We start from the raw sequence: 23,093 nt of genomic DNA, 5'->3' as shown, positions 1-23,093 counted from the left end.
GGCTTATTCTAAATTCTGCACTTGCTCGCGCATCTGTTCAATCAAGAGCTTGAGCTCTACTGCTGCCGCAGTGCATTCATCGGATACCGACTTCGAACTCAGGGTATTGGCTTCTCGGTTGAGTTCTTGCATCAAAAAATCTAAGCGCTTGCCAACCGGTCCCTTGCCTTTAAGTGCAGTCGTTACGGCCTGCAGATGGGTCTTCAGGCGCGCAAATTCTTCCGCCACATCAATCTTGACAGCGTACAGCACTACTTCTTGCCGAATGCGGTCCAAAACCTCCGCAGGAACAATCCCACTACTCAGGCTACCTTGTTGACTACTTTGGCCGGTCAGGGCCTCCGCTAAACGGGCGCTGAGTTTGTCTTGGTATTGCTGAACGTATTCGGGGATGCGCGGCTCTAGGCTAGCAATAATGGCCTGCATTTGCTGGGCAATGGCCTGCAATACCCCCACCAATGCAGCGCCTTCCGCCGCTCGGCTGGCCATCAGGGCATTGAGAGCCGCCTTGGCAGCCTCAGCCGTTGCCCCAATCCAGCCCTCCTCTTCACCTCGAGGCTCGTTTACCACCCCTGGCCAGCGCAAAATGTCCGCCATTCGCAGGTCACCCGCTTGTGGGAATGTGTTCAGCACCTCGCTTTGGAGCGCCTTGAGGGCGGCCAGGCGTTCGTGATTAAGGGTGCTTGTCGCCCGAGATGGGCTTGTAGCGGCGCTACTGGCATTAATTCGCCATGCCGCCCGAAACTCGACTTTGCCGCGGGCCAAGGCCTGAGTAGCCATCTCTCGCAGCAGGGGTTCAGCGCCGCGGCACTCGTCCGGCAAGCGAAAACCCAGATCCAAGAAGCGGCTATTGACCGCCCGGCATTCGACCTGCAAATCCGCAACTACCCCCGCGCCCAAGGAAACGGGGCGGGATGCACTGCCATAACCCGTCATGCTCGATATCATGTGAACATTGTAAATTGCCTTTCCCCCTTATTAGGATCAAATTCACCATGAGCACAGCCTCCTCCCCAATTCAGCGGCCTAGCCAGCGCAGCCCAAAGCAACTCCGTCCCGTCACGATTACCCGCGGCTTCACTAAGCATGCCGAGGGGTCGGTACTGATTGCCTTTGGCGATACCAAAGTACTTTGCACGGCCAGTATCTTAGAGCGGGTTCCGCCCCACAAAAAAGGCTCTGGGGAAGGTTGGGTTACCGCCGAGTACGGCATGTTGCCGCGCTCCACCCACACCCGTAGCGATCGGGAGGCGGCTAGGGGCAAGCAAAGTGGACGTACCCAAGAAATCCAGCGCCTGATTGGCCGAGCCATGCGCAGCGTATTTAATCTCAGCCTATTAGGCGAGCGCACCATTCACTTGGATTGCGATGTCTTACAAGCCGATGGGGGCACGCGTACCGCAGCCATTACGGGTGCCTATGTTGCTGCCCGAGACGCTGTTAATACCTTGCTCGAAAAAGGCGTGATTGCAAAAGATCCGATTACCGATAGTGTGGCCGCTATTTCTGTCGGCATTTACCAAGGTACCCCCGTACTCGATTTGGATTACGCCGAAGACTCGACCTGCGATACCGATATGAATGTCGTGATGACCGGTAGCGGCGGCATGATTGAATTGCAAGGCACTGCCGAAGGCCCTGCTTTTTCTCGTGCAGAATTGGCCGAGTTACTGGATCTGGCCGAGCACGGTATTCATGAGCTGAGCAAATTGCAGGCGAATGCCAACAAGGCATGAATCTAAACACCGCGTTAGTGATGCACCATTCATGACTGATTTGAAGCAACTGGTTTTAGCCTCCAACAGTGCTGGCAAGGTACGGGAATTTAGCGCCCTGTTTGCGCCTCTGGGCATCGCCATCATTCCGCAGGGCGATTTAGGAATTGCCGCTGCTGAAGAGCCCTACTTCACCTTTGTCGAAAATGCCCTAACGAAAGCGCGGCATGCCAGCAAGGAAAGTAGTTTACCGGCATTGGCCGACGACTCTGGCATCTGCATCGCTGCCTTGGGTGGCAAGCCTGGTGTTCGCTCGGCGCGCTATGCGGGAGATGAAGCAAGCGATGCCAACAACAATGCAAAAGTGATTGCTGAGCTACGCGGCATTACGGATCGCCGCGCCCATTATGTCTGCGCTTTGGTATTTATTCGGCACGCCTTGGATCCAGAGCCCGTGATTGTGCAAACGCAATGGCATGGGGAGTTCATAGATGTGCCGCGAGGCGGCGCCGGCTTTGGTTATGACCCGCATTTTTTTATTCCAGCACTCGGTAAAACGGCTGCTGAATTGGATCCCGCTGAGAAAAATACCATCAGCCATCGCGGCCAAGCCTTGCGTCAATTGCTGGCTATTCTCAGCCCATGAAATCACCTGATCGGGTGCAGTTAAGCGCCCTGCCGCCGCTCTCGCTCTACATTCATTTTCCGTGGTGCGAAAAGAAATGCCCTTATTGCGACTTCAATTCCCATCAAGTCAAATCCACAGGCTTTGATGAGCAGCGCTACATCAACGCTCTTCTACTCGATTTGCAAACCGAATTACCGCGCGTGTGGGGTCGTAAGGTCCACACTATTTTTATTGGTGGAGGCACACCGAGTTTGCTCTCAGCCAAGGGCATGAATCAATTACTGTCTGCAGTGCGCGGCTTACTACCACTGGAAGCCGATGCTGAAATCACCATGGAGGCCAATCCGGGGTCGGTTGAAGCCGATAAATTAGCCGGCTTTGCCGACTGCGGCATTAATCGCGTGTCACTCGGCATTCAGAGTTTTAATGATCAGCACCTTAAGGCTTTAGGACGGATTCACAGTGGCGATGAAGCCAAGCGCGCCATCGAAATTGCAGCGCGCTACATTCAGTCCGTCAACTTGGATTTAATGTATGCCCTACCAGAGCAGAGTTTGACTGATGCGGCGGCGGACCTGAGTACAGCACTGTCGTTTGGCACCAGCCATTTATCGATGTATCACCTCACCTTGGAACCGAACACCCTCTTTGCTGCTCACCCGCCCACACTACCCAGCGATGACATCAGCGATGCGATGTTTGAACAGAATTTAGCCATGCTGGATGCAGCTGGGTATGAACGCTATGAGGTTTCTGCGTATTGCAAACCCCATCAGGAGTGCAAACACAATCTCAACTACTGGCGTTTTGGTGACTACATTGGTATTGGCGCCGGCGCCCACGGCAAAATCTCCTTACCCGATCAGATTACCCGCCAAGTACGTGAGCGCCACCCTGAAACCTATATGCAGCAGATGGAAACGCGCGGTGATGCGCTGATCGAATCCAAGACCGTAGCCCCCAGCGACCTCCCGTTTGAATTCATGCTCAATGCGCTGCGTTTAAGTCAAGGCGTGAGTACGGCCAGCTTTAGTGAGCGCACCGGTTTACCACTTCAGGTAATCGCATCCGCACTGGAAATGGCAAGTAAAAAAGGCTTGCTCGATGAAAACCCCGCTGTATTAAAACCAACAGAACTCGGCCTGCGTTACCTTAATGACTTGCAAGCAACTTTTTTATAAGGCGAAGAGATCGATGCGTACTCAACATACTTTTTTTATATGCCTCTTAGCAGGTTTGCTTACGGGCTGCGGCACTTCGGCTTATGATCTGCGCGCATACACCCAATCAGACGGGCTTGTTGGAGTACATACAATTAAAACAGCCAAAGAGAGTGAGACACAGGCGGTGGCTGAAGCCGAGTGCAAGAAAAAAGGCAAGCGCCGCGCTGTCTTTGTGGAATCGCGCACTACTGTGAATGACCGCTTTCCGATTACAAACCTGTATATGTGTAGGGACTAAGCAGTACTAAAAGCTGGTTTGCGGCAATTCAATGCAAAACCGCGCCCCGCCTTGCGGCGCATCTTCATATCGGATATGGCCGCCGTGGCGACCAATAATGTGTTGGCATAACCACAAACCCAAACCCATTCCGGTTTTCTTGGCACTGCTTAAGATTGTAAATAAATCCGCCTGAATGTCTGGGCTAACCCCGGCGCCATTGTCGGTGATGATAATCTGGATACAGTGGATGCTGCTGGTGCCCTCAATTGAAATACGCTTGTCTAGCTGGCCCGAAGCCTCCAAAGACTGAATCGCGTTATTCACCAAGTTCAAAATCACTTGCTGGATTTCAGTTTGGCGGACAGGGGCATGCAGCGCGGCTGGCAATTTCAATTCAAGCTGAATCTGCTTAGCGCGCAGCTCAGGTCGAACAATCACCAAGATCGACTCAATTAAGCTACTTAAATTAACGCACTCCACCGCTGCTTTTTCATCCGTAAAAATCGAGCGCAATGAACGCACAATCGAGCTCGCCCGATTATTGTCTAGCTCCAAGGCCGCAAATAATTCCGTTTGAGTATTGGCGTCTAGCTCACCCTGCTCGAGTTTCCGTTTCAGAAACTGAATGTTGAGCTTAGATGCGCCCAGGGGCTGGTTTAGCTCATGGGCAATCGAAGCCGATAGCGCGCCCGTAGCCGCTGTTTTATTCGTACGCATCAAAGACTTAATCAAGGACTCTCGTTCTTGCAATAGATTCTTGATTTCTTCATTTTCTTTAACAGTATTTTTTAACTCCGCTTTTTTCTCACTGAGCTGGGCAAGGGCATTGCGCTCGGCCACCAATAGCTTGTCATAAAAATAGTTATTGATGAAGAAAAACAGTAGTAAATAAGACGCCGACAAGGTAAGGCGTACAAATAAAGCCCCTGATGTCTCTTCAAAAAGATAATTAACGCCATCGTATTTTGGATCGGTTGCAGTCAAAATTCGAAATACGATCAGCACAATCAAGCCGAACAGTAGGTACTGAATGAAGCGCAAATGAATTGATGAATCGATTTTTTTTGCTTGACGTATCTCCCAGATTTGCCAAAGGGTCAGCGTCAGCAACATAAACGATACGGTCAACAAGCGATACAAGTAAGGGGCTTGAATGGCAAGCAGATAGCCTAAAAGAGCAATAAAGACAAGAACCGCTCCAATGCTACCGATAACCCACTGCCGCGTGAGGGGGCGACTGATGCTGCGAAATAAATAACCGGCAACCAACAAAGAAAAACCCAAAAAGGTGCTGCCAAAAAAGAGAAAAGATGGATAGCCAAATGACCCTGTGGCGTAGCATAAGCTAGCAAGCACAAATAAGGTCATTGCAATCAGCCAATAGACTTTGGTATTCGATCGCAGGTTTTGGTTTCGAAAATCGATATAGGCATTGAGGGCAATGCCCAATGCAAATACGGCAAACATCAAATAAAAGATTTGGTTTACGTTCTGCATGAACTAACTTAGAGGCGTTTTTGGGAAACGAGTCATGAATGCCGAATCGGTCGTAATTATTTGGCTTTTTTAGGTAAGCTACTTAGGGTAGCGGCATCATTTAACTGCTCATCCACTAAGTACAGGGTGCCGCCGTAATTAGCCTGCAAGTCATAACCAGATAAACCAACGGTGTAAAAGGTAATGTTGGGATTCAGTGAGCGAATCGTCCCTCCGGAGCCGGCTGAAAAATTCGCATCGACATCTAAACCGCCACGCTGACCATCGATGGAGGTCAATAAAAACTGATCGATGGCCGAGGTGGTTTTAAAGACAATAATTTGGTATTGATCTTGATAGCCCGCACCCAAACCTTCGCCCGTTTTAAAGCTTCGCAAAAAGACAGGCTCGGTACGGCGTTTGTCATACAGCACACCTTCGCCGCGCGCTACCACCAGTAAAACTACATTGACATTGGTTGTGCTAACAACGGCATAGCCCGGCGCCGCTTCGATTTCTTTTTTTGCCGCTGGGTTTTGCTTATAAAAAGCAGCCAGCCCAGATTCGCCCATCCTGATCGTAGCAACACGCTTTTCGCTAATTTCTGCCGAAGTTAACGGCTTGCCGTCTTGGCCTGTGGATTGACAGCCAATCAGAATCATGGCGATGCTGAATAAAAAATAGTGGGGTAGTTTCAAAATAGGATTTGCCTTGAAGGACTATAAAAAGGCTTGGCGGAAGCTGTGAGATTCGAACTCACGGAGGACTTTCATCCTCGCCAGTTTTCAAGACTGGTGCATTCAACCGCTCTGCCAAGCTTCCTTTTGTTGCGCCCTCAATTATAAGGAAGTTCAAGTACGCAGCCTAAAGTAGGCTTTCTAGACTTATTCTGCCCGAATGAGGCCATCCAGGTATTTGGCAATCGCTAAAGAAGAGGTCAGACCCGGCGACTCAAAACCGTAGAGGTTGTATAAACCTGCTAAACCGTGGGTGCTGGGAGTATCAAACACAAAATCGCCCGCGGGGGCCCCTGGAGGCACGATCTTAGCCCGCACGCCAGAATAGTCTGGCATTAATGTGCCATCTTTTAGGCCTGGCCAATAGCGCCGTACCGCCGCATAAAAACCATCCCCGCGCCGCGGGTCAACCGAGTAATCGACCTCGGCTTCGGCTGCAATATCGAGCCACTCGACGTCAGGGCCAAATTTGGCCTGGCCTGCCATGTCGAGGGTCAAGTGAACACCCAGTCCGCCAGGCTCCGGTATGGGATAAATCAAGTGCCGAAATGGCGACTTACCGCTCAAGGAAAAATAATTGCCTTTGGCAAAATAAGCGCGTGGAATATGTACTGGGTCGAGCCCCTCTATAGCAGAAGCGACCTTCGGCGCGCTCATACCGGCGCAATTAATCAAGAGTGCGGTCTCAATTTGCATTGCCTCATGCCCGCCAATCTCCAGCTGAAATCCACCGCCGTTGAGAGCGGTAGCACGCAGCACAGGCGACTGATACGCCACCATGCCGCCTGCGTCCTCAAAACCACCCAAGAGAGACAACATATACCCATGGCTATCCACAATTCCAGTTGATTTGGAATGCAAGGCTGCAGCGCATTGCAACTGCGGCTCTAGGGCAATTGCCTCTTTGGCGCTAATCATCGACATGCCCGGTACTTCATTTTCCTGCGCGCGGTGCTGCAGGGCTCTCAGATCATCCAACTGGCTATCGTCTGCAGCCACAATCAATTTGCCGTATTGCTGGGTACCCACTTGGTGACTCCGGCAATACTCATAAAGCATGCGATTGCCGGCGACGCATAAGCGGGCTTTTAAGGAGTTTTTGGGGTAATAAATGCCCGCATGAATAACCTCGCTGTTGCGGGCGCTGCTGATCGTGCCAAACGCAGACTCACGCTCAAGCAATATGGTCTCTTTGCCTTGTAATGCCATTTCGCGGGCAATCGCCAAACCCACTACGCCCGCGCCAATTACGACGCAATCCAGCCGCTCCATTCTGCTTTTCCTAACTCGATTTGAGGTGTGTCTCTATTTTTATGGCTTAAATCGTACCATTTTCAAGGATTTAGCGAATTTCCCCACCCTTCTTGATAAAATCCATAAATGCATTTTGAGCCTAGTTCGACACCAATCCATCGCCATACTGCAGTCAATGTCGTGCTCGATACCGCCTATCAAGGAATTGATCGTGCGACGTGGGCTCATTTGTTTTCAGAGGCACGCCAATCCAAGCTCGATCAGTTCATTGCCGATCTGTTTGCGGGCAAACACATCAATGCCAGCGAGAATCGCCCTGCCCTGCATTCGGCATTGCGTAACCTCCATAAAACCCCGGTACTGATTAACGGCAAGGACGTGATGCCCGCCGTGGCTGCTGTCTGGTCCCGGATGGAAACTCTCTGCTCCCAATGGGAAGGCGTGACCGATGTGATTCACATTGGTATTGGCGGCTCCGACTTTGGTCCGCGCCTCGCCATCGAAGCCCTTGCCTACGTACCTGGCATTACTAGTCGCGGCATGCGCATGCATTTCTTGGCGAATATTGATACTGCGGAGTTAGCGCGTATCGTGGCACGGGCCGAAGCGAAGAGTACCCGCGTGATTATTGTTTCCAAGTCGTTCACGACGCTAGAAACCACCATGAATGCCAAGGCGATTGTGGCTTGGCTAAAAGACAGCGGTTGCAATCAAGCTCAAATTGCCGATGCCTTGTATGCGGTGACTGCCAATGTCCCGGCTGCCAGTGCATTTGGCGTCTCTAAAGATAATATTTATCCATTTTGGGACTGGGTAGGCGGTCGCTATTCCGTTTGGTCCGCCGTTGGCCTGCCGATTGCCTTGCAGTACGGCTTTGATACCTTTCAGGAATTTTTAGCGGGCGCCGAGGCGATGGATTTGCATTTTAAGAACGCACCCCTCGAAGACAATCTACCGGTCATCATGGCGCTTGCTCTGCTGCATCAGCAGAAAACCCACGGCATCACCTCCTATGCGGCCATCCCCTACGCCGATGCCTTGGACTGGTTTCCGAAATGGTTGCAGCAGCTCGATATGGAAAGTAATGGCAAGAGTGTCGATCGCGATGGCAAGCCTGTTCAATTTTCATCCCCCGTGGTCTTTGGTAGCGCAGGTAGCAATGCGCAGCACTCCTACTTTCAGATGCTCCACCAAGGCACTGAGATCATTCCGATTGATTTCATTGCCGTGCGTGAGCCGATGAGCGATCGTCCTGAAGCCGTATCCCATCACCGCATTTTGCTGTCGAACTGCTTGGCGCAGGCGCAGGCCTTAGCCAACGGCAAAACAGCGAGCAACCCCAATGATGTGTATCCCGGTCAGCGCCCGAGCAATTTACTCCTCCTGCCCAAGCTCAACGCCTTCTACTTGGGCGCCCTACTGGCCCTCTATGAGAATCGCGCAGCAAGCCTTGGCGCCCTCTGGAATATCAATAGCTTTGATCAGCCTGGCGTCGAATACGGCAAAGTCTTAGCTAAACCGATCGAGAAAGCTTTAGCTAGTCATGCGAATGACATTGTTGCGAGCGAACACATCGATGCGGTGACTGCTGCACGGATTAATTTTTTGAATTCATAAATCGACTGACTAAATTAAAGCAAGCATGACTCAAGTTTCATCTACTAGCCTGAATCACCATCAGTCTGATCTAAAAATTAAATCCGATACAGTTCAAACAATCGCTTTACTTGAAAAATTGCAATCATTTGACCCAGCATTGCATGGCGGCGAGTTATTAATAGATGCGCCGATAGGACATGAACTTATTCATGAATTCAAAAGCCAGGACATTTAATTTTTATTCGATCTTTTTATCTAGGATTTAATCGTGCAACTCTCCTCTTCCATATTTAAAGCCTACGACATTCGCGGCATCATTGATGAAACCCTAGATTCCTCTATCGCTAAATTGATTGGGCAAGCTTTTGGCACGGAGATGCGCGCACTTGGTGAAAGCGATATCGTCATCGGCCGTGATGGTCGTCTATCGGGTCCCAGCTTGATTGAGGCATTAACAGAAGGTCTGCTCTCGACTGGCATTAATGTGATTGACCTCGGCATGGTTGCCACGCCAATGGTCTACTTCGCCGCCAATCACACCTTGGATGGCAAGACACCCAAATCCGGCATCATGATTACCGGCAGTCACAATCCCCCGAATTACAACGGTTTCAAGATGGTTCTGGGAACCGCCGCGATTTATGGTGAAAAGATTCAGGAATTGCGTAAACGCATTGAGACCAAGCAATTTGCTAGCGGCCAAGGAACAAGAAGCACCTTTGATATTTTCCCGATGTACCTCAACTATATTGCGGGTGACATCAAACTTGCTCGGCCGATGAAGATTGCCGTCGATTGCGGCAATGGTGTGGGCGGTGCATTTGCGGGCAAGCTGTTTAGGGCTTTGGGCTGTGAAGTACAGGAGCTCTTCTGTGAGGTGGATGGGCATTTCCCGAACCACCATCCTGATCCTGCGCACGTTGAGAACCTACAAGATCTGATTCAGAACCTCCAGACGACCGATAATGAATTAGGCCTGGCTTTTGATGGGGACGCTGATCGTTTAGGTGTAGTCACGAAAGATGGTCAAGTGATCTTCCCAGATCGCCAAATGATGCTCTTTGCGAAAGATGTTTTATCGCGCAATCCTGGCGGTCAGATTATCTATGACGTCAAATGTACCCGTAACCTAGCTACCTTTGTTAAAGCGCATGGCGGTGAACCCATTATGTGGAAAACTGGCCACTCTTTAGTGAAGGCTAAGCTTAAAGAAACTGGCGCCCCACTTGCAGGAGAAATGAGTGGGCATATTTTCTTTAAAGACCGTTGGTTTGGCTTTGATGATGGCCTTTATACCGGAGCTCGTTTACTCGAGATTCTCAGCAAAGAGAAAAATCCCAGCGATACCCTCAATCATTTACCGAATGCGATCTGCACCCCTGAGTTACAGCTTGCTTGTGCCGAAGGCGAACCCTTTGCCATTTTGGAAAGCATTAAGGCAAATGCCAAGTTCCCTACTTCTGAATCAATCAATACCATTGATGGTGTGCGCGTAGAGTATGCCGACGGCTTTGGTTTGGCCCGGCCATCCAATACCACACCAGTGGTAGTGATGCGCTTTGAGGCCGATAGCGATGCAGCGATCGCACGCATTCAGGCAGAGTTTAAGGCTGCTCTTTTGGCAGCCAAGCCGGATGCAAAACTGCCTTTCTAAATAGTCTATTTAGGCTAGTAAATTAATTTGTGCATTTTTAGCTTACTTGCTTCAACAGCCATTGGCAAAAAAAGACACTAATTCTCCATCTGCATTTGAATAAATTAGCTGCTGAACTGCTATCAAACCTTCAAGAGCAATGCCGAATACTGAAAAGAGAGCGCAAACAAGGTAGTATTTCGTATGAATTCAGTTAAAGACGTACCCATTCAGTTTGATTACCCCCAGCAAAATGCCAGCGGGGCCACCTGTATTGCGCAAGCTTGGGCAAAAGCACCCCGCCACTTGGCTCCAAATGAAAAATTAGAGGTAGTTAAGCGCATTAAGCAGCTTTTAAAGGAAAAAGATGCTGCTTTAATAGCGCACTACTATGTGGATGGTGATATTCAAGACCTTGCGATGGAGACCGGTGGCTTTGTTTCGGACTCCCTGGAGATGGCGCGCTTTGGCAAAAACCATGCCGCGCAAAACCTGATTGTGGCCGGCGTGCGTTTCATGGGGGAAACAGCCAAAATCCTGAGCCCAGAAAAACGGGTGTTTATGCCTGACCTTGAGGCTACTTGCTCCCTAGATCTAGGCTGTGATGCTACTGAGTTTGCGCAGTTTCGGGCAATGCACCCCGACCGTGTGGTGGTGGTCTATGCCAATACCAGCGCTGCAGTCAAGGCGCAGGCTGATTGGATGGTGACGAGCTCATGTGCTCTGGCTATCGTGCATCAACTGAAAGAACAAGGTAAAAAAATTCTGTGGGCGCCTGATCGCCACCTCGGTCGCTATATTCAAGAACAAACCGGCGCAGACATGCTGCTCTGGAACGGCGCTTGCATCGTTCATGATGAATTTAAAGGCGAAGAGTTGGCGGCGCTACGTGCCAAGCACCCCAATGCCCAGGTTCTCGTTCACCCAGAATCCCCCCAAAGCGTCGTGAATCAAGCCGATTTAGTGGGCTCAACTTCTGCCATGATCAAAGCCGTAGTCGATGGCAGCGCCACCGAATACATTGTTGCTACCGATAAGGGCATCTTGCACCGCATGCGACAGCTGGCTCCCCATAAAGTGCTGATTGAAGCGCCGACTGCCGGAGATAGTGCAACTTGCAAGAGCTGTGCTCACTGCCCTTGGATGGCGATGAATGGCTTACTTGATATTTTGGATTGCCTCGAAAGGGAGAGTGGTGAAGTGTTTGTAGCAGAGCCTACGCGCCAAGAGGCCCTCAACTGCATTGAGCGCATGCTGACCTTTACTAAAGACCATCCGGATTTATTAGCCAAAGCACAACACGGTTTTGTGAAGAACATTGGTGTTGCATAAAGAACAGCAGCAATGAAAAGCATTAGCACTCAAAACGAAACCTTAGATGCAGCGCGTACGCGCAATATTGCCGACGCCTTGGCAGAAGACATCGGCACGGGTGATTGGACTGCCCAGCTGGTACCAGCAAACAAGGCAGCCCATGCCAAGCTCATCGTGCGCCAAAGTGCAGTCCTGTGCGGTATCGATTGGTTTGAGGGTGTCATCAAAGCGCTAGACCCAAAAGCCGTGATTGCATGGCAGTACGCTGAAGGCGATACCATGCAAGCCGATAGCACCGTCTGCACCATCGAGGCCGATGCCCGTGCCCTGCTATCGGCAGAGCGTCCCGCCATGAACTTTTTACAAACCTTGTCGTGGACCGCGACCAGCGCCCGAGCCCACGTTGATGCAATTAAAGACGCCAGCCCCAACCCCAAAGGCTGCGTTATTTTGGATACCCGCAAAACCATTCCGGGCCTGCGTCAAGCGCAAAAGTATGCCGTTCGTATTGGCGGCGGCCACAATCAACGGCTTGCTTTATGGCATGGCATTCTGATTAAAGAAAATCACATTGCAGCCGCGGGCAGCATTACTGCGGCACTAAAGGCAGCGCAGCTACTGAATGCAGGCGTGGATATACAGGTCGAAGTTGAAAATCAGGCTGAGCTAGAAGAAGCGCTTGCTGCTGGAGCAAAAAGTATCTTAATTGACAACTTCACTACCGCCCAAATGAAAGAGGCTGTTGCCTTTACGAATGGCCGCGCTTTACTTGAGGCATCGGGCGGTGTGAACCTAGATCAATTGCGCGCTATTGCAGCGACTGGCGTGGATCGGATCTCGATAGGCAAACTCACTAAAGATGTCAGCGCGGTGGATTATTCAATGCGGATACTGCAGTCGTAAAAAGGGGTTTACTGCTTTATCGGTAGCAATACAATTTATCCATGACTACCAAATCAATCCAAAAACAAGTCACTTTGAGCCCATACGATGTTGTGGATCACTTACGTACTCCTGAAGAAATCAATGCTTTTTTAGAGGCCTGCACTTTAGAGGCTGATGGAAATACAGATTTTCTTGATCAAGCTTTGGCTGCGGTTGCCAGAGCAAAAGCAAAGCATCGGTTGATTTAATTATTTCTTTTCTATTGCTTTGAGGCTGGCTTTGCACCAGAGCGCGGCGTCAGAATGGTTGGATACGAAACCGCCCAGGTCTCAGGGTAATCGCGGCTGTAATGCAGGCCCCTACTCTCTCTACGCAACAAGGCTGAGCGGACGATCAATTCAGCGCACTCCAATAAGTTACGTAGCTCAATCAAGTCGCGCGTGACTTTAAAGTTACTGTAGTACTCCTGCACTTCATTACGCAACAGCTCAATGCGGTGCAATGCGCGCTCAAGGCGCCGGTTGGTGCGGACGATGCCTACGTAATTCCACATGAGTGATCGTAGTTCATCCCAGTTATGGGCAATCACCACTTGCTCATCGGCATCCTCGACTTGACTCTCATCCCAGAGGGGCAGGTTGGGCAGTTGGGGTGTCTCTGCTGTGGCAATATCCTGCGCCGCGGCCTTCCCAATCACCACACACTCCAATAATGAATTGCTCGCCAAGCGATTAGCGCCATGCAAGCCGGTGTAGGTGGCCTCGCCTACTGCATATAGTCCAGGCAAATCCGTTTTGCCATGCAAATCCGTTACGACGCCACCGCAGGTGTAGTGGGCTGCAGGTACCACGGGTATGGGGTCTTTTGTGATGTCCAAACCCAGACTTAAGCAGCGCGCATAGATCATTGGGAAATGCTCTTTGATGAAGGCTTCCCCTAAATGCGTGGCATCAAGATTAACGTAATCGAGGCCATGTTTTTTCATTTCAAAATCGATGGCTCGGGCTACGATATCGCGCGGCGCTAACTCATTGCGTTTATCGTGCTCCGGCATGAAGCGCGTTCCATCCGGTAGCTTCAATAAGCCGCCCTCACCACGCAGGGCTTCTGTAATCAGGAAAGTGCGATCACTGGGGTGATATAAACACGTTGGATGAAACTGAATGAACTCCATATTGCCAACCCGGCAACCCGCACGCCAGGCCATGGCAATGCCATCGCCCGTAGCAGTATCGGGGTTGCTGGTATAGCGGTAAACCTTACCAACTCCACCCGTCGCTAATACAACGGATTTGGCAGCAATGGTTTCAACGTGATTGGTATTGATGTCGAGCGCGTAAACGCCGTAGCAGCGGTTGGGGCGATTGCGTTTTTCTTTAGCGCCGAGGTGGCGATTAGTAATGAGGTCTAGCGCAATCCAATGCTCCAAAATCGTAATGTTGGGATTGGCGCGAGCATGATCCAGCAACACCTCATGAATCGCCTTGCCAGTGGCATCGGCAGCGTGGGCAATCCGGCGCTGACTATGGCCGCCCTCCCGCGTGAGGTGCAAGCCCATTGGGCCATCTTTATCGGTAGTAAACGGCACGCCTTGTTCGACCAGCCACTTTATCGCTGCTGCACTTTCTTCAGCAATGTAACGGGCGGTGGATTCCACGACGAGGCCTGCCCCAGCATCTAGGGTATCGCTCACATGCGCATCAATGCTGTCATGTTCTTTATCGACTACCCCGACAATGCCGCCCTGAGCCCATGCAGTAGCGGATTCGCTTAAGCCACGCTTAGCCATCAAGACCACTTTTTGGGTTTTAGCCAAATCCAAAGCAACCGTCAGCCCAGCGAGGCCAGCCCCAATGATGAGGACGGGCAAGTCTGCTGCGTCACTGTGGTGAACGCTTTCGGCTGATTTGGCTTTAATAGTCATTTCTTAATTTTACGGCGCAAGCGGAGCTCATGCAGCCTTCTCGATAAAAGAAAAAGGCCTCGCTGTTAACGAGGCCTTTGATCTGACTATCTACCTTACTGAAAAATAAGGGTTAGTCCATTACGCTGGAACCGCTGCTTTGCCCTTAGGGTCATTGGTGCCATAACCAATTTCCTTGGCTACCTGACCGCCCTTCGCTAGCTTCACAGCGCAATACTTGAACTCCGGAATCTTACCGACCGGGTCAAGCGCTGCGTTGGTAATGAGGTTAGCAGCTGCTTCGTAGTACGCAAACGGAATAAAGATCACACCGCGTGGTGTACCATCGTCCCGGCGCACATGAATACCGACCTCGCCACGGCGTGAGGCAACGGTGATCACATCACCTGCCGTTACGCCGAGCTGTGTCATATCAGCACCATTCATCGATACGGTAGCTAATGGCTCGATCGCATCTAAAACGGTAGCGCGGCGCGTCATGCTGCCAGTATGCCAATGCTCTAGCTGACGACCGGTAATGAGCACAAATGGGTACTCAGTATCAGGACGTTCGTTTGCCGGAATGATATCGGCTGGGACTAACTTCACCTTGCCATCCGGTGTTGAAAACGCATCGTCAAACACAATCGGACGACCGGGATCATCTGCTGATAAGCAAGGATAGGTCACGCTGGATTCTTTTTCGAGGCGCTCCCACGTAATACCGTTAATTGCTGCATGCATTGCTTGACGCATTTCATCATAGACTGCGGCAACACCGGCTTCTGGGCCTTGGTAGTTCCAGTTCAAGCCCATGCGCTTGGCGATTTCTTGAATGATCCATAAATCGGGTTTCGCATCGCCTGGCGGATTAACAGCGCGCTTACCCATCTGCACCATGCGGTCGGTATTGCTGACGGTACCGGTCTTTTCTGGCCAAGCACTGGCAGGCAACACGACGTCTGCTAACAGCGCGGTTTCGGTCATGAAAATATCCTGCACTACTAAATGCTCGAGGGATGCCAAAGCGTGGCGTGCATGGTTCAAATCCGGGTCGCTCATCGCAGGGTTTTCGCCCTCGACGTACATGCCGCGAATCTTATGGGGATCACTATCCGGCGCTGTGATCTTATGCATGATCTCAACTACGGTGTAACCGGGCTTTTGATCTAGCGGTGTGCCCCAGAACTTCTCAAACCACGCATGCGCTTCTGGATTATCAACGCGCTGGTAGTTGGGGAACATCATTGGAATCAGGCCGGCATCACTCGCACCCTGCACGTTGTTTTGACCACGCAGTGGGTGCAAGCCAGAGCCTGGCTTACCAATTTGGCCCGTAATACTGACAAGCGCAATTAAGCAGCGGGCATTGTCCGTGCCATGAACGTGCTGACTGACGCCCATGCCCCACAAAATCATGGCGGATTTGGTAGTCGCGAATTCACGTGCAACCTCGCGCAAGGTCTCTGCTGGAATGCCGCAGATCGGTGCCATTGCTTCCGGGCTATAGCCTTTGATGTTTTCTTTTAAGGCCTCAAAGTTGTTCGCACGATCACGAATGAAATTCTGATCGCACAAACCTTCTTCGATGATGGTGTAGATCATGGCATTGAGCATCGCTACATCGGTATCGGGCTTGAACTGCATCGTGCGCCAAGCGTGTTTACCAATGTCGGTAATGCGTGGATCGCAGAGCACAATCTTGGCGCCATTCTTAGCGGCATTCTTAAACCAGGTTGCTGCTACCGGATGATTTGCAGTTGGGTTTGATCCAATCAAGAAGATCAAGCTGGAATGCTCAACGTCATTGACCTGATTACTCACCGCGCCCGAACCGACGCCCTCGAGTAATGCAGCAACGCTGGATGCATGGCATAAGCGGGTGCAATGGTCGACGTTATTACTACCAAAGCCAGTACGAACCAGTTTTTGGAACAAATACGCCTCTTCGTTGCTGCCTTTAGCAGAGCCAAAACCAGCGAGTGTCTTGTTGCCATGCTGATCGCGTAACTGTTTTAACTTTCCTGCAGCTAAATCCAGCGCTTCTTCCCAAGTGGCTTCGCGGAAAATATTCGACCAGTCTTGTGGATTCTGAATTGCATTCTCGTCTTTGGGTACGCCTGGCTTGCGAATCAAGGGTTTCGTTAGGCGCTGTGGATTATGGATGTAGTCCATACCAAAACGGCCCTTTACGCAAAGGCGATTGTGATTTGCAGGGCCGTCACGACCCTCAACGCTAACGATTTTTTCATCTTTAACGTTATAGGTAATTTGGCAACCGACGCCGCAGAATGGGCAAACTGAATCGACCCTGCGATCGACGGTTTGCGAACCAATCAAGCCTTTGGGCATTAATGCGCCCGTGGGGCAAGCCTGCACGCACTCGCCGCAAGCCACGCAGGTGCTCTCGCCCATCGGATCGTTTAAATCAAATACGATCTCGCTGTGCGCACCGCGCATCGCGTAACCAATCACGTCGTTGACTTGCTCTTCACGGCAAGCGCGGACGCAGCGATTACACTGAATACAGGCGTCTAAATTGACCGCCATTGCCGGATGCGAAATATCTGCAGCCGGCTGTTTGCGACGCAGTGCCTTTAGTTCTGGTCGAACCTGGACATCTAGGCGTGTGGCCCAAGTGCTCAGTTCGCCGTGTTGTTGTTGGCGCTGTTCTTCGTCGCTGTCTCCTACCCACTTATACCCCTCATCTGGCATGTCCGATAACAACATTTCCAGTACTAATTTTTGACTCTTGAGTGCGCGCTCGCTATTGGCTTTGACATCCATTCCTGGCGTAGCGCTGCGGCAGCAGCTAGGCGCTAAGGTACGCTCGCCGTTGATCTCAACTACGCATGCGCGGCAATTGCCATCGGGGCGATACCCGTCTTTAAAACACAAATGGGGAATGTCCACCCCATGGCGTTTAGCAGCCTTGAGGATGGTTTCACCTTCATACGAAATAATGGTCTTGCCATCAAGCTTGAACTCGACGGTTTGTAACTGGAGTTCGTTTGGATTTACAGGGGCGTTCATTTAAGCGACCTCTTCTGGGAAGTACTTCGCAATACAGCGAATCGGATTAGGGGCTGCTTGACCAAGGCCGCAAATAGAGGCATCAACCATTACCGTGGCTAAATCTTCTAGCGTTGCTTGATCCCACGACTTGGCTTGCATTAGCTCGGCTGCCTTGCTGGTACCAACGCGGCATGGCGTGCACTGACCACAACTCTCATGCTCAAAAAAGTGCATGACGTTCAGGGCTGCATCACGTGCCTTGTCTTTATCGCTAAAGACCATGACCGCGGCAGAGCCAATGAAGCAACCGTAGGGCTGCAAGGTATCAAAGTCCAGTGGAATGGTATTCATGGTGGCAGGCAAAATACCGCCCGAGGCGCCGCCAGGCAAGTACCCATAGAAGCGGTGGCCATCTTGCATACCACCGCAATACTCATCAATTAACTCTTGAATGGTGATGCCAGCTGGAGCCAATTTAACGCCAGGCAACTTCACGCGGCCACTCACGCTAAAGCTGCGCAAGCCTTTGCGGTCATGGCGACCGTAGCTACTGAACCACTGCGGGCCACGCTGCACAATGTCGCGCACCCAATACAGGGTCTCAAAGTTATGCTCGAGCGTTGGACGGCCAAACAAACCCACTTGCGCAATGTACGGTGGACGCATGCGGGGTTCGCCACGCTTGCCTTCAATACTTTCAATCATCGCCGACTCTTCGCCGCAAATGTACGCGCCCGCGCCGCGGCGCAATTCAATCAAGGGCAACTTAAATGGGGGATTGGCTTGCAGCTTGGCGATTTCACGCTCAAGCAACTCGCGGCAACCGTGGTACTCATCGCGCAAATAGATGTAGCAAGCATCAATGCCAACCACGCTTGCAGCAATCAGCAAACCCTCTAAGAAACGATGCGGATCGCGCTCTAAATACGTGCGATCCTTAAATGTGCCGGGCTCACCTTCGTCAATATTGACGGCCATGAGTTTGGGTGCGGGCTGATCTTTAACAATGCGCCACTTGCGTCCCGCCGGAAAGCCTGCGCCACCGAGGCCGCGCAGACCGGAATCTTCCATGGCTTTAATAATCTGCTCGCCATCCCGCTTGCCACTGGCAAGTTCTGCAGCCAAGGCGTAACCGCCTTTAGCGCGGTAGGTTTCATAGCCGACGTAATCAGGCGAAATGGCTTGATCATGGCCTTGGGGCGAAACGCCTTTTTCTGCCAAATCAGCTGGCTCGAAATTACCGCTATCGCTAGCTAAGGGGTGAGATAACTGCTTATTGGCTACTGCTGCCGCCACCGTCTCAGCGGTCGCAAATAAAACCGGGTATTGGTGCACCACGGCTACTGGCGCCTGTTCACAGCGGCCAACGCACGGCGCTGCAATTACCTTGACTTTTGGATTGCCTAAGATGGCAGGCAAACGGCTTAAGAGTGTTTTTGCACCTGCAAGTTCACATGACAGACCATCGCATACTCGTACTGTGATATCCGCAACTGGGTCATCGCCGCGGACCACTTCAAAGTGGTGATAGAAAGTGGCAACTTCATATACCTCGGCCATCGGCAAATTCATTTCTTTTGCGAGGGCCACCAAATGACGATCATGCAAGGCACGGTAAGCGTCATTTAATTTGTGTAAATGTTCGATCAAAAGATCCCGGCGGCGTGGCGCCTCACCAATCAGCTGGCGTACTTCGGCAATCGATGCATCATCAGCTTGACGGCCTTTTAACTTGCTTTTGCGCCGAATGGTTTCCCGTAAATCATTGACCGTTGCTAGTGCAACAGCTTCGACCGCTTCAGATGGCTTGGGGTGATTCATAGTCTATTGATCTCTAATCTCGGTTGGAAACAGCCCTGCAAATACAGGCGCAGGGCCATATCGTTTGCATGATTTTGGTGGATTTACGGGGGCAAGTCCTTGACGGCGCTCAAGAGCGTTTTGTGGGGGTAATACTACGGGTTTACCCTAGACCTAGGGAATGCCGCAAACCGCTTAGATCAGGCTGGGCTTTGGCGTCAAATCCGAAGGGCGGCTGTAGTCCATGTTGCGCTCACGCACGCGTGCCCGAAAGCAGTCTTCGTAGCCTGCGCTGCCAATACTCCAGCCAATGGATGTGCAATCATCACGCGCTGCTGACTCTACCGTGCCGCAGCCACTCAAACCGAGGGCAATTAAGGTGACTAGGGAGAGACGTGCAAAGGTGGATGGATTCATGTGGGTAAGTCTATCACCCTAGCAGCTCTAGGGCCTACTTTGAGCCCAAGGTAATTTCGAGTGGAATCCCTTCGCGCTGGGCTGTCACAGCCTTGGGCGTGCCCAAGCGGATACGCTCCCCTAGGGCCGGATTGGATTTGAGCATCGCTTCTTGCGCTAGGCGCGCCCGCGCATTACCCAAAGCCTGCAACTGCGCATCGTCCACTACGAAATGGCTTATGAGTTCTTGGCGCAATTGCTGGTAGCGCTCCACGGTATCCGGCAAAGTCAGGATCCGCTGGGTTAACTTGATACGACCGATCTCCGCAGCATAGGCCGATTTAATGCCTGCTTGGATGCGCTTGTCGGAAAGACTCGGCACCGGCAGTGGCGCACTCGCTTCAAGCTTAAATCCCGACGCAGTCAAGATGGCGCGATCTGCCCTCGCCCGCGCTAGCTCTTGGCGATCTAACTCGGGGTCATATGTCCCAATCAGCTCCATCGTGGCGTGTGGTCGCTTAGCAAGCAAATCACTGAATTGCGTAAAGCGCTCTTGGTCCGCGGGCAAGAATGCGGCCTCGCCGGGAATGGCATAAATCGCCGGATCACCCTGCATACCCAGTAAGGATGCAAGCGCCCGAAATGGTGCAGTCACCACATTGGTCAGTACCGTACGGACGGCTTGCCATACCAGTCCAGTTGCGCTGAACTCCGGTGAATTGACGTTACCTGCAATATCGATCTTCACATCAATCACATCATCCGAATCTTCCAGCAAGGCAACCGCTAAACCTAAAGGCAAGCGTTTACCCGTGAACTCGGGCACTTCCTCGCCGAGCTCAATCTTTTTAATCACAAAACGATTTTGACCCTGAAGTTGCCCTTCCACCGATTTGTAATTCAGCGTGAGATCAAGTCGGCCGCCTAAGATGTGACGCCCAGCGAATGCCATGAAGTAGGGATTGGAGTCGCTTAAAGGCAGATTCCGAAATTGCAACTGCATATCGTGATTGAGGCGCGGATCATCAAAAGCCATTTGCCCGGTCGCGCGCATACTCCCCGTCCCGGCCACAAGCCCATCCAGAGCTACCGATGCAAAGTGACCTGGCTCATTACTGATGCCCAAGAGTGATCCCTTGAGCTTACGAATCGCTACCTGAACCTTGGGCTTAATTGCTAAGTCTGTGAATACCAAATTGGCATCGCGCAATTGCACTGAGCGCAGATCCAGCGTAAAGAGATTAGGCTCTTTTGCTACTGGACTGGGGCTTGGATTTTTTTCTTCAGGTGCTTTGCCTTGCTCTTCGGTTTTGGCTGCAGTTTCAGTAGCGGGCGCCTCGCTATCACCGCCCTTCATAAATAGGCGACGAAAATTAGAGAAGCCTTTCTCATTAATTTCGTATTGAATCTCAGGTTGTAGCAGCAGCAACTCATGGACTGACAAATGACTGCGCCCGTCATTGAATTTTTTAAACTGCAATTGCTCTGCTTTGGCTTCTTTCCAGGCCAGCAGCGGCGCGGTCACATTTGACTCACGCACAAACAATTCGGGAATAAAAAAATTACCTTTGATTGACCACGCGCTTGGCTCCGAAGCAAATTGCAACGATCCGTTAAGAACGCCACTTTGCATCACCAGCGGCTTATTACTGGGTAAAAAAGGCATCAAGGGAATCAGCGGTAACTGCTCTAACTGAATATCACCAGAAAGGGTATTGCTTGTTGCCCCCAAGAGCCAGCGTGAGGTCACTTTTCCAGAATCCAAAGTGGCTGCCAAATCAATTGCCAATAGATCGCCTTCGCCTGCCCGAATGCCGCCCGCCAATTGCGCAGCTCCCACCTGAATGCGCTGCGTCGAATTCGGCAAACGGATGTCGAGCTTGCCTAGATCAATTTGATAGTCACCCTCGAGGGTGCCTTGCTTGCCCTGCTTGCTGAAGTTCGCCAGGTCACGTAATTCCAATCCAATCGGACCAAAGTCATGGCGATAACGATTGGGCTGATCGTCTAGCGTTAAGGTCAAGCCCGAAATACCGAAACGTTCCAACTCAATTTGTTTCGGAGGCGATGCTGGATCCTTTGGGGGCAGTACCTTACTAACTGCAGCCACAAAGGGTTGCCAATTCCACAGACCCGGCTTGCCCGACTGCACTTTGCGCTCCACATGAAACTGCGGATCCGTTAACTGAATTTCCCGAATGCCAATCCTGCCCGCAAGAATAGCGGGCAGATCCAATTGCAGCACACCACGGCGCAGCGTAAATAAAGGAATGGCATTTGCATCGCGACTCGATAACTTCACGTCATCTAATTCCAGTCGCAACTGCAATGGCGCAATGCGCAGATCGCGGTACTCGATGCGGTAGCCGATCTGGGCGCTGTAGTCCTCAATCGATTGCTTTACGTAATGGACACCCCAGGTCATGATCAGCAGCCAAAAAGCTGTGATCAATCCAAGCAGGATGAGTATCGAATACCGCAGCCAATTGGAACGATAGAGGGATTGAATTCGTGTTTCCATTGAATTCATTATCAAACAAATTAAAGTGGCTAACCCCTCCACTAAAACAAGGGGCATGCATCGCCCTAAGGCGAATAAAAAAGCCCTCGCGATGAGGGCTTAGTGGTGCTGGCGGAGAGGGCGGGATTCGAACCCGCGGTAGGTTTAACCCTACGCACGCTTTCCAGGCGTGTGACTTAAACCGCTCATCCACCTCTCCGGAAGCGACGATTATACGGTTCAATGTATTTGCCGCCTTTAACTTAAATTAAATGTCCTCCTTGCGACCCCCCCTCTGATTGCCTTTTAACCACAACAGTAGCCTTGGCGCTCTTAGCCCCTTTGCTGGCCATGGCATTGGGGTTCAATTGACATGGTAATGCAATTGCATTACCATTCATTTATACTTATTTTCATTACCCATTCCACCATTCTGTTGAGGTTGCCAATATGACTATTGCCGTACTCGAAACTGAATCCACGCTAACGGACCGCTACCAAACCACCGTTCCAGAGCCAGTGCGGCAAGCACTTAAGCTCGGCAAGCGCGATAAGGTGCATTACTCCATTTTGGATAATGGGGACGTGCTGATCCGGCGCAGTAACCCAGTCGAAATAGCAGATCCTGTAATGGAGCGCTTTTTAGATTTTCTGTCGCAAGATTTACAAGCGCATCCCGAGCGACTGCAGGCCATAGATGCAGCATGGGTAAAACGGTTACAGGCAGTCATTAAAAATACGGCTATTGATCTTGATGCCCCGCTACCCAATGATGGGGATTAATTATTTCCTCAA

At 51.3% G+C, this 23,093-nt stretch carries 20 protein-coding genes and 2 tRNA genes; 11 read left to right on the top strand and 11 right to left on the bottom strand.

The window, feature by feature from the left end; all coding sequences use genetic code 11:
- Positions 1-3: 3 nt before the first annotated feature.
- On the bottom strand, positions 4-948 hold the full coding sequence (locus tag Q8M75_RS02240; protein WP_305485749.1) for a YicC/YloC family endoribonuclease: 945 nt from the start codon (positions 946-948) through the stop codon (positions 4-6).
- 47 nt (positions 949-995) lie between these two features.
- On the opposite strand from Q8M75_RS02240, the gene rph reads away from it, so the two are divergent.
- Genes rph through Q8M75_RS02220 form a run of 4 tightly spaced genes read left to right on the top strand, consistent with a single transcriptional unit; the run spans position 996 to position 3,804 of the window.
- Positions 996-1,736 (top strand): ribonuclease PH, encoded by a 741-nt coding sequence (rph, locus tag Q8M75_RS02235; RefSeq protein ID WP_305485747.1) that lies wholly within the window; start codon positions 996-998, stop codon positions 1,734-1,736.
- Between the two features lie 40 nt (positions 1,737-1,776).
- Positions 1,777-2,361, top strand: a complete 585-nt coding sequence (gene rdgB, locus Q8M75_RS02230; RefSeq protein ID WP_305485937.1) for an RdgB/HAM1 family non-canonical purine NTP pyrophosphatase — start codon at positions 1,777-1,779, stop codon at positions 2,359-2,361.
- Complete coding sequence (gene hemW / locus Q8M75_RS02225) at positions 2,358-3,524, top strand: radical SAM family heme chaperone HemW (protein ID WP_305485744.1); 1,167 nt, start codon at positions 2,358-2,360, stop codon at positions 3,522-3,524. The genes rdgB and hemW overlap by 4 nt, the downstream gene beginning before the upstream one ends.
- Before the next feature lie 13 nt (positions 3,525-3,537).
- The gene (locus tag Q8M75_RS02220) at positions 3,538-3,804 is read left to right on the top strand and encodes a hypothetical protein (protein ID WP_305485742.1); all 267 of its coding nucleotides are present in this window, start codon (positions 3,538-3,540) and stop codon (positions 3,802-3,804) included.
- Between the two features lie 6 nt (positions 3,805-3,810).
- Here Q8M75_RS02220 and Q8M75_RS02215 read toward each other — a convergent pair whose 3' ends face one another.
- From Q8M75_RS02215 to Q8M75_RS02200, 4 genes are all read right to left on the bottom strand, one after another.
- Positions 3,811-5,283, bottom strand: a complete 1,473-nt coding sequence (locus Q8M75_RS02215; RefSeq protein ID WP_305485740.1) for an ATP-binding protein — start codon at positions 5,281-5,283, stop codon at positions 3,811-3,813.
- A 56-nt stretch (positions 5,284-5,339) separates the two neighbouring features.
- Entirely contained in the window at positions 5,340-5,960 is a 621-nt protein-coding gene (locus tag Q8M75_RS02210; RefSeq protein WP_305485738.1) for a hypothetical protein, read from the bottom strand.
- 34 nt (positions 5,961-5,994) lie between these two features.
- A tRNA-Ser gene (locus tag Q8M75_RS02205) sits at positions 5,995-6,084 on the bottom strand.
- 62 nt (positions 6,085-6,146) lie between these two features.
- Complete coding sequence (locus Q8M75_RS02200; protein ID WP_305485736.1) at positions 6,147-7,271, bottom strand: NAD(P)/FAD-dependent oxidoreductase; 1,125 nt, start codon at positions 7,269-7,271, stop codon at positions 6,147-6,149.
- A gap of 108 nt (positions 7,272-7,379) precedes the next feature.
- Here Q8M75_RS02200 and pgi point away from each other — a divergent pair, with 108 nt between their 5' ends.
- The 6 genes from pgi to Q8M75_RS02170 all read left to right on the top strand — a co-directional run bounded on the left by pgi (position 7,380) and on the right by Q8M75_RS02170 (position 12,932).
- The gene (gene pgi / locus Q8M75_RS02195; protein ID WP_305485734.1) at positions 7,380-8,870 is read left to right on the top strand and encodes a glucose-6-phosphate isomerase; all 1,491 of its coding nucleotides are present in this window, start codon (positions 7,380-7,382) and stop codon (positions 8,868-8,870) included.
- A gap of 25 nt (positions 8,871-8,895) precedes the next feature.
- Entirely contained in the window at positions 8,896-9,087 is a 192-nt protein-coding gene (locus Q8M75_RS02190) for a hypothetical protein (RefSeq protein WP_305485732.1), read from the top strand.
- Positions 9,088-9,120: 33 nt separating this feature from the next.
- Positions 9,121-10,506, top strand: a complete 1,386-nt coding sequence (locus Q8M75_RS02185; protein ID WP_305485730.1) for a phosphomannomutase/phosphoglucomutase — start codon at positions 9,121-9,123, stop codon at positions 10,504-10,506.
- A 183-nt stretch (positions 10,507-10,689) separates the two neighbouring features.
- Positions 10,690-11,817 (top strand): quinolinate synthase NadA, encoded by a 1,128-nt coding sequence (nadA, locus tag Q8M75_RS02180; protein ID WP_305485728.1) that lies wholly within the window; start codon positions 10,690-10,692, stop codon positions 11,815-11,817.
- A gap of 12 nt (positions 11,818-11,829) precedes the next feature.
- A complete protein-coding gene (nadC, locus tag Q8M75_RS02175; RefSeq protein WP_305485726.1) occupies positions 11,830-12,702 on the top strand; it encodes a carboxylating nicotinate-nucleotide diphosphorylase in 873 nt (290 codons plus the stop codon).
- Positions 12,703-12,743: 41 nt separating this feature from the next.
- Entirely contained in the window at positions 12,744-12,932 is a 189-nt protein-coding gene (locus tag Q8M75_RS02170) for a hypothetical protein (protein WP_305485724.1), read from the top strand.
- An 11-nt stretch (positions 12,933-12,943) separates the two neighbouring features.
- On the opposite strand, the gene nadB is transcribed toward Q8M75_RS02170, so the two are convergent.
- The 6 genes from nadB to Q8M75_RS02140 form a co-directional block, all read right to left on the bottom strand.
- Positions 12,944-14,608 (bottom strand): L-aspartate oxidase, encoded by a 1,665-nt coding sequence (gene nadB, locus Q8M75_RS02165; RefSeq protein ID WP_305485721.1) that lies wholly within the window; start codon positions 14,606-14,608, stop codon positions 12,944-12,946.
- 120 nt (positions 14,609-14,728) lie between these two features.
- Positions 14,729-17,620 (bottom strand): formate dehydrogenase subunit alpha, encoded by a 2,892-nt coding sequence (gene fdhF, locus Q8M75_RS02160; RefSeq protein WP_305485719.1) that lies wholly within the window; start codon positions 17,618-17,620, stop codon positions 14,729-14,731.
- A complete protein-coding gene (locus Q8M75_RS02155) occupies positions 17,621-19,423 on the bottom strand; it encodes an NADH-ubiquinone oxidoreductase-F iron-sulfur binding region domain-containing protein (RefSeq protein ID WP_305485717.1) in 1,803 nt (600 codons plus the stop codon).
- A gap of 174 nt (positions 19,424-19,597) precedes the next feature.
- Positions 19,598-19,819 (bottom strand): hypothetical protein, encoded by a 222-nt coding sequence (locus tag Q8M75_RS02150; protein WP_305485715.1) that lies wholly within the window; start codon positions 19,817-19,819, stop codon positions 19,598-19,600.
- A gap of 34 nt (positions 19,820-19,853) precedes the next feature.
- The gene (locus tag Q8M75_RS02145) at positions 19,854-22,319 is read right to left on the bottom strand and encodes a DUF748 domain-containing protein (RefSeq protein WP_305485714.1); all 2,466 of its coding nucleotides are present in this window, start codon (positions 22,317-22,319) and stop codon (positions 19,854-19,856) included.
- 109 nt (positions 22,320-22,428) lie between these two features.
- A tRNA-Ser gene (locus Q8M75_RS02140) sits at positions 22,429-22,518 on the bottom strand.
- A 230-nt stretch (positions 22,519-22,748) separates the two neighbouring features.
- Here Q8M75_RS02140 and Q8M75_RS02135 point away from each other — a divergent pair.
- Positions 22,749-23,081 (top strand): type II toxin-antitoxin system PrlF family antitoxin, encoded by a 333-nt coding sequence (locus tag Q8M75_RS02135; RefSeq protein WP_305485712.1) that lies wholly within the window; start codon positions 22,749-22,751, stop codon positions 23,079-23,081.
- Positions 23,082-23,093 lie beyond the last annotated feature (12 nt).

This window comes from Polynucleobacter sp. (assembly GCF_030693775.1).
Lineage (GTDB): Bacteria > Pseudomonadota > Gammaproteobacteria > Burkholderiales > Burkholderiaceae > Polynucleobacter.
Note: the sequence above shows the minus strand (reverse complement) of the source record. Positions and strands in the feature narration are given on the sequence as shown.

Excerpts from the sequence above, each read along its gene's own strand:
- Q8M75_RS02155 (WP_305485717.1), bottom strand. The coding sequence starts at position 19,423 with ATGAATCACCCCAAGCCATCTGAAGCGGTCGAAGCTGTTGCACTAGCA.
- Q8M75_RS02135 (WP_305485712.1), top strand. The coding sequence starts at position 22,749 with ATGACTATTGCCGTACTCGAAACTGAATCCACGCTAACGGACCGCTAC.
- Q8M75_RS02220 (WP_305485742.1), top strand. The coding sequence starts at position 3,538 with ATGCGTACTCAACATACTTTTTTTATATGCCTCTTAGCAGGTTTGCTT.
- nadC (WP_305485726.1), top strand. The coding sequence starts at position 11,830 with ATGAAAAGCATTAGCACTCAAAACGAAACCTTAGATGCAGCGCGTACG.
- rph (WP_305485747.1), top strand. The coding sequence starts at position 996 with ATGAGCACAGCCTCCTCCCCAATTCAGCGGCCTAGCCAGCGCAGCCCA.
- hemW (WP_305485744.1), top strand. The coding sequence starts at position 2,358 with ATGAAATCACCTGATCGGGTGCAGTTAAGCGCCCTGCCGCCGCTCTCG.
- Q8M75_RS02215 (WP_305485740.1), bottom strand. The coding sequence starts at position 5,283 with ATGCAGAACGTAAACCAAATCTTTTATTTGATGTTTGCCGTATTTGCA.
- Q8M75_RS02200 (WP_305485736.1), bottom strand. The coding sequence starts at position 7,271 with ATGGAGCGGCTGGATTGCGTCGTAATTGGCGCGGGCGTAGTGGGTTTG.
- nadB (WP_305485721.1), bottom strand. The coding sequence starts at position 14,608 with ATGACTATTAAAGCCAAATCAGCCGAAAGCGTTCACCACAGTGACGCA.
- Q8M75_RS02170 (WP_305485724.1), top strand. The coding sequence starts at position 12,744 with ATGACTACCAAATCAATCCAAAAACAAGTCACTTTGAGCCCATACGAT.
- Q8M75_RS02150 (WP_305485715.1), bottom strand. The coding sequence starts at position 19,819 with ATGAATCCATCCACCTTTGCACGTCTCTCCCTAGTCACCTTAATTGCC.
- Q8M75_RS02145 (WP_305485714.1), bottom strand. The coding sequence starts at position 22,319 with ATGGAAACACGAATTCAATCCCTCTATCGTTCCAATTGGCTGCGGTAT.
- Q8M75_RS02190 (WP_305485732.1), top strand. The coding sequence starts at position 8,896 with ATGACTCAAGTTTCATCTACTAGCCTGAATCACCATCAGTCTGATCTA.
- fdhF (WP_305485719.1), bottom strand. The coding sequence starts at position 17,620 with ATGAACGCCCCTGTAAATCCAAACGAACTCCAGTTACAAACCGTCGAG.
- nadA (WP_305485728.1), top strand. The coding sequence starts at position 10,690 with ATGAATTCAGTTAAAGACGTACCCATTCAGTTTGATTACCCCCAGCAA.
- Q8M75_RS02240 (WP_305485749.1), bottom strand. The coding sequence starts at position 948 with ATGATATCGAGCATGACGGGTTATGGCAGTGCATCCCGCCCCGTTTCC.
- pgi (WP_305485734.1), top strand. The coding sequence starts at position 7,380 with ATGCATTTTGAGCCTAGTTCGACACCAATCCATCGCCATACTGCAGTC.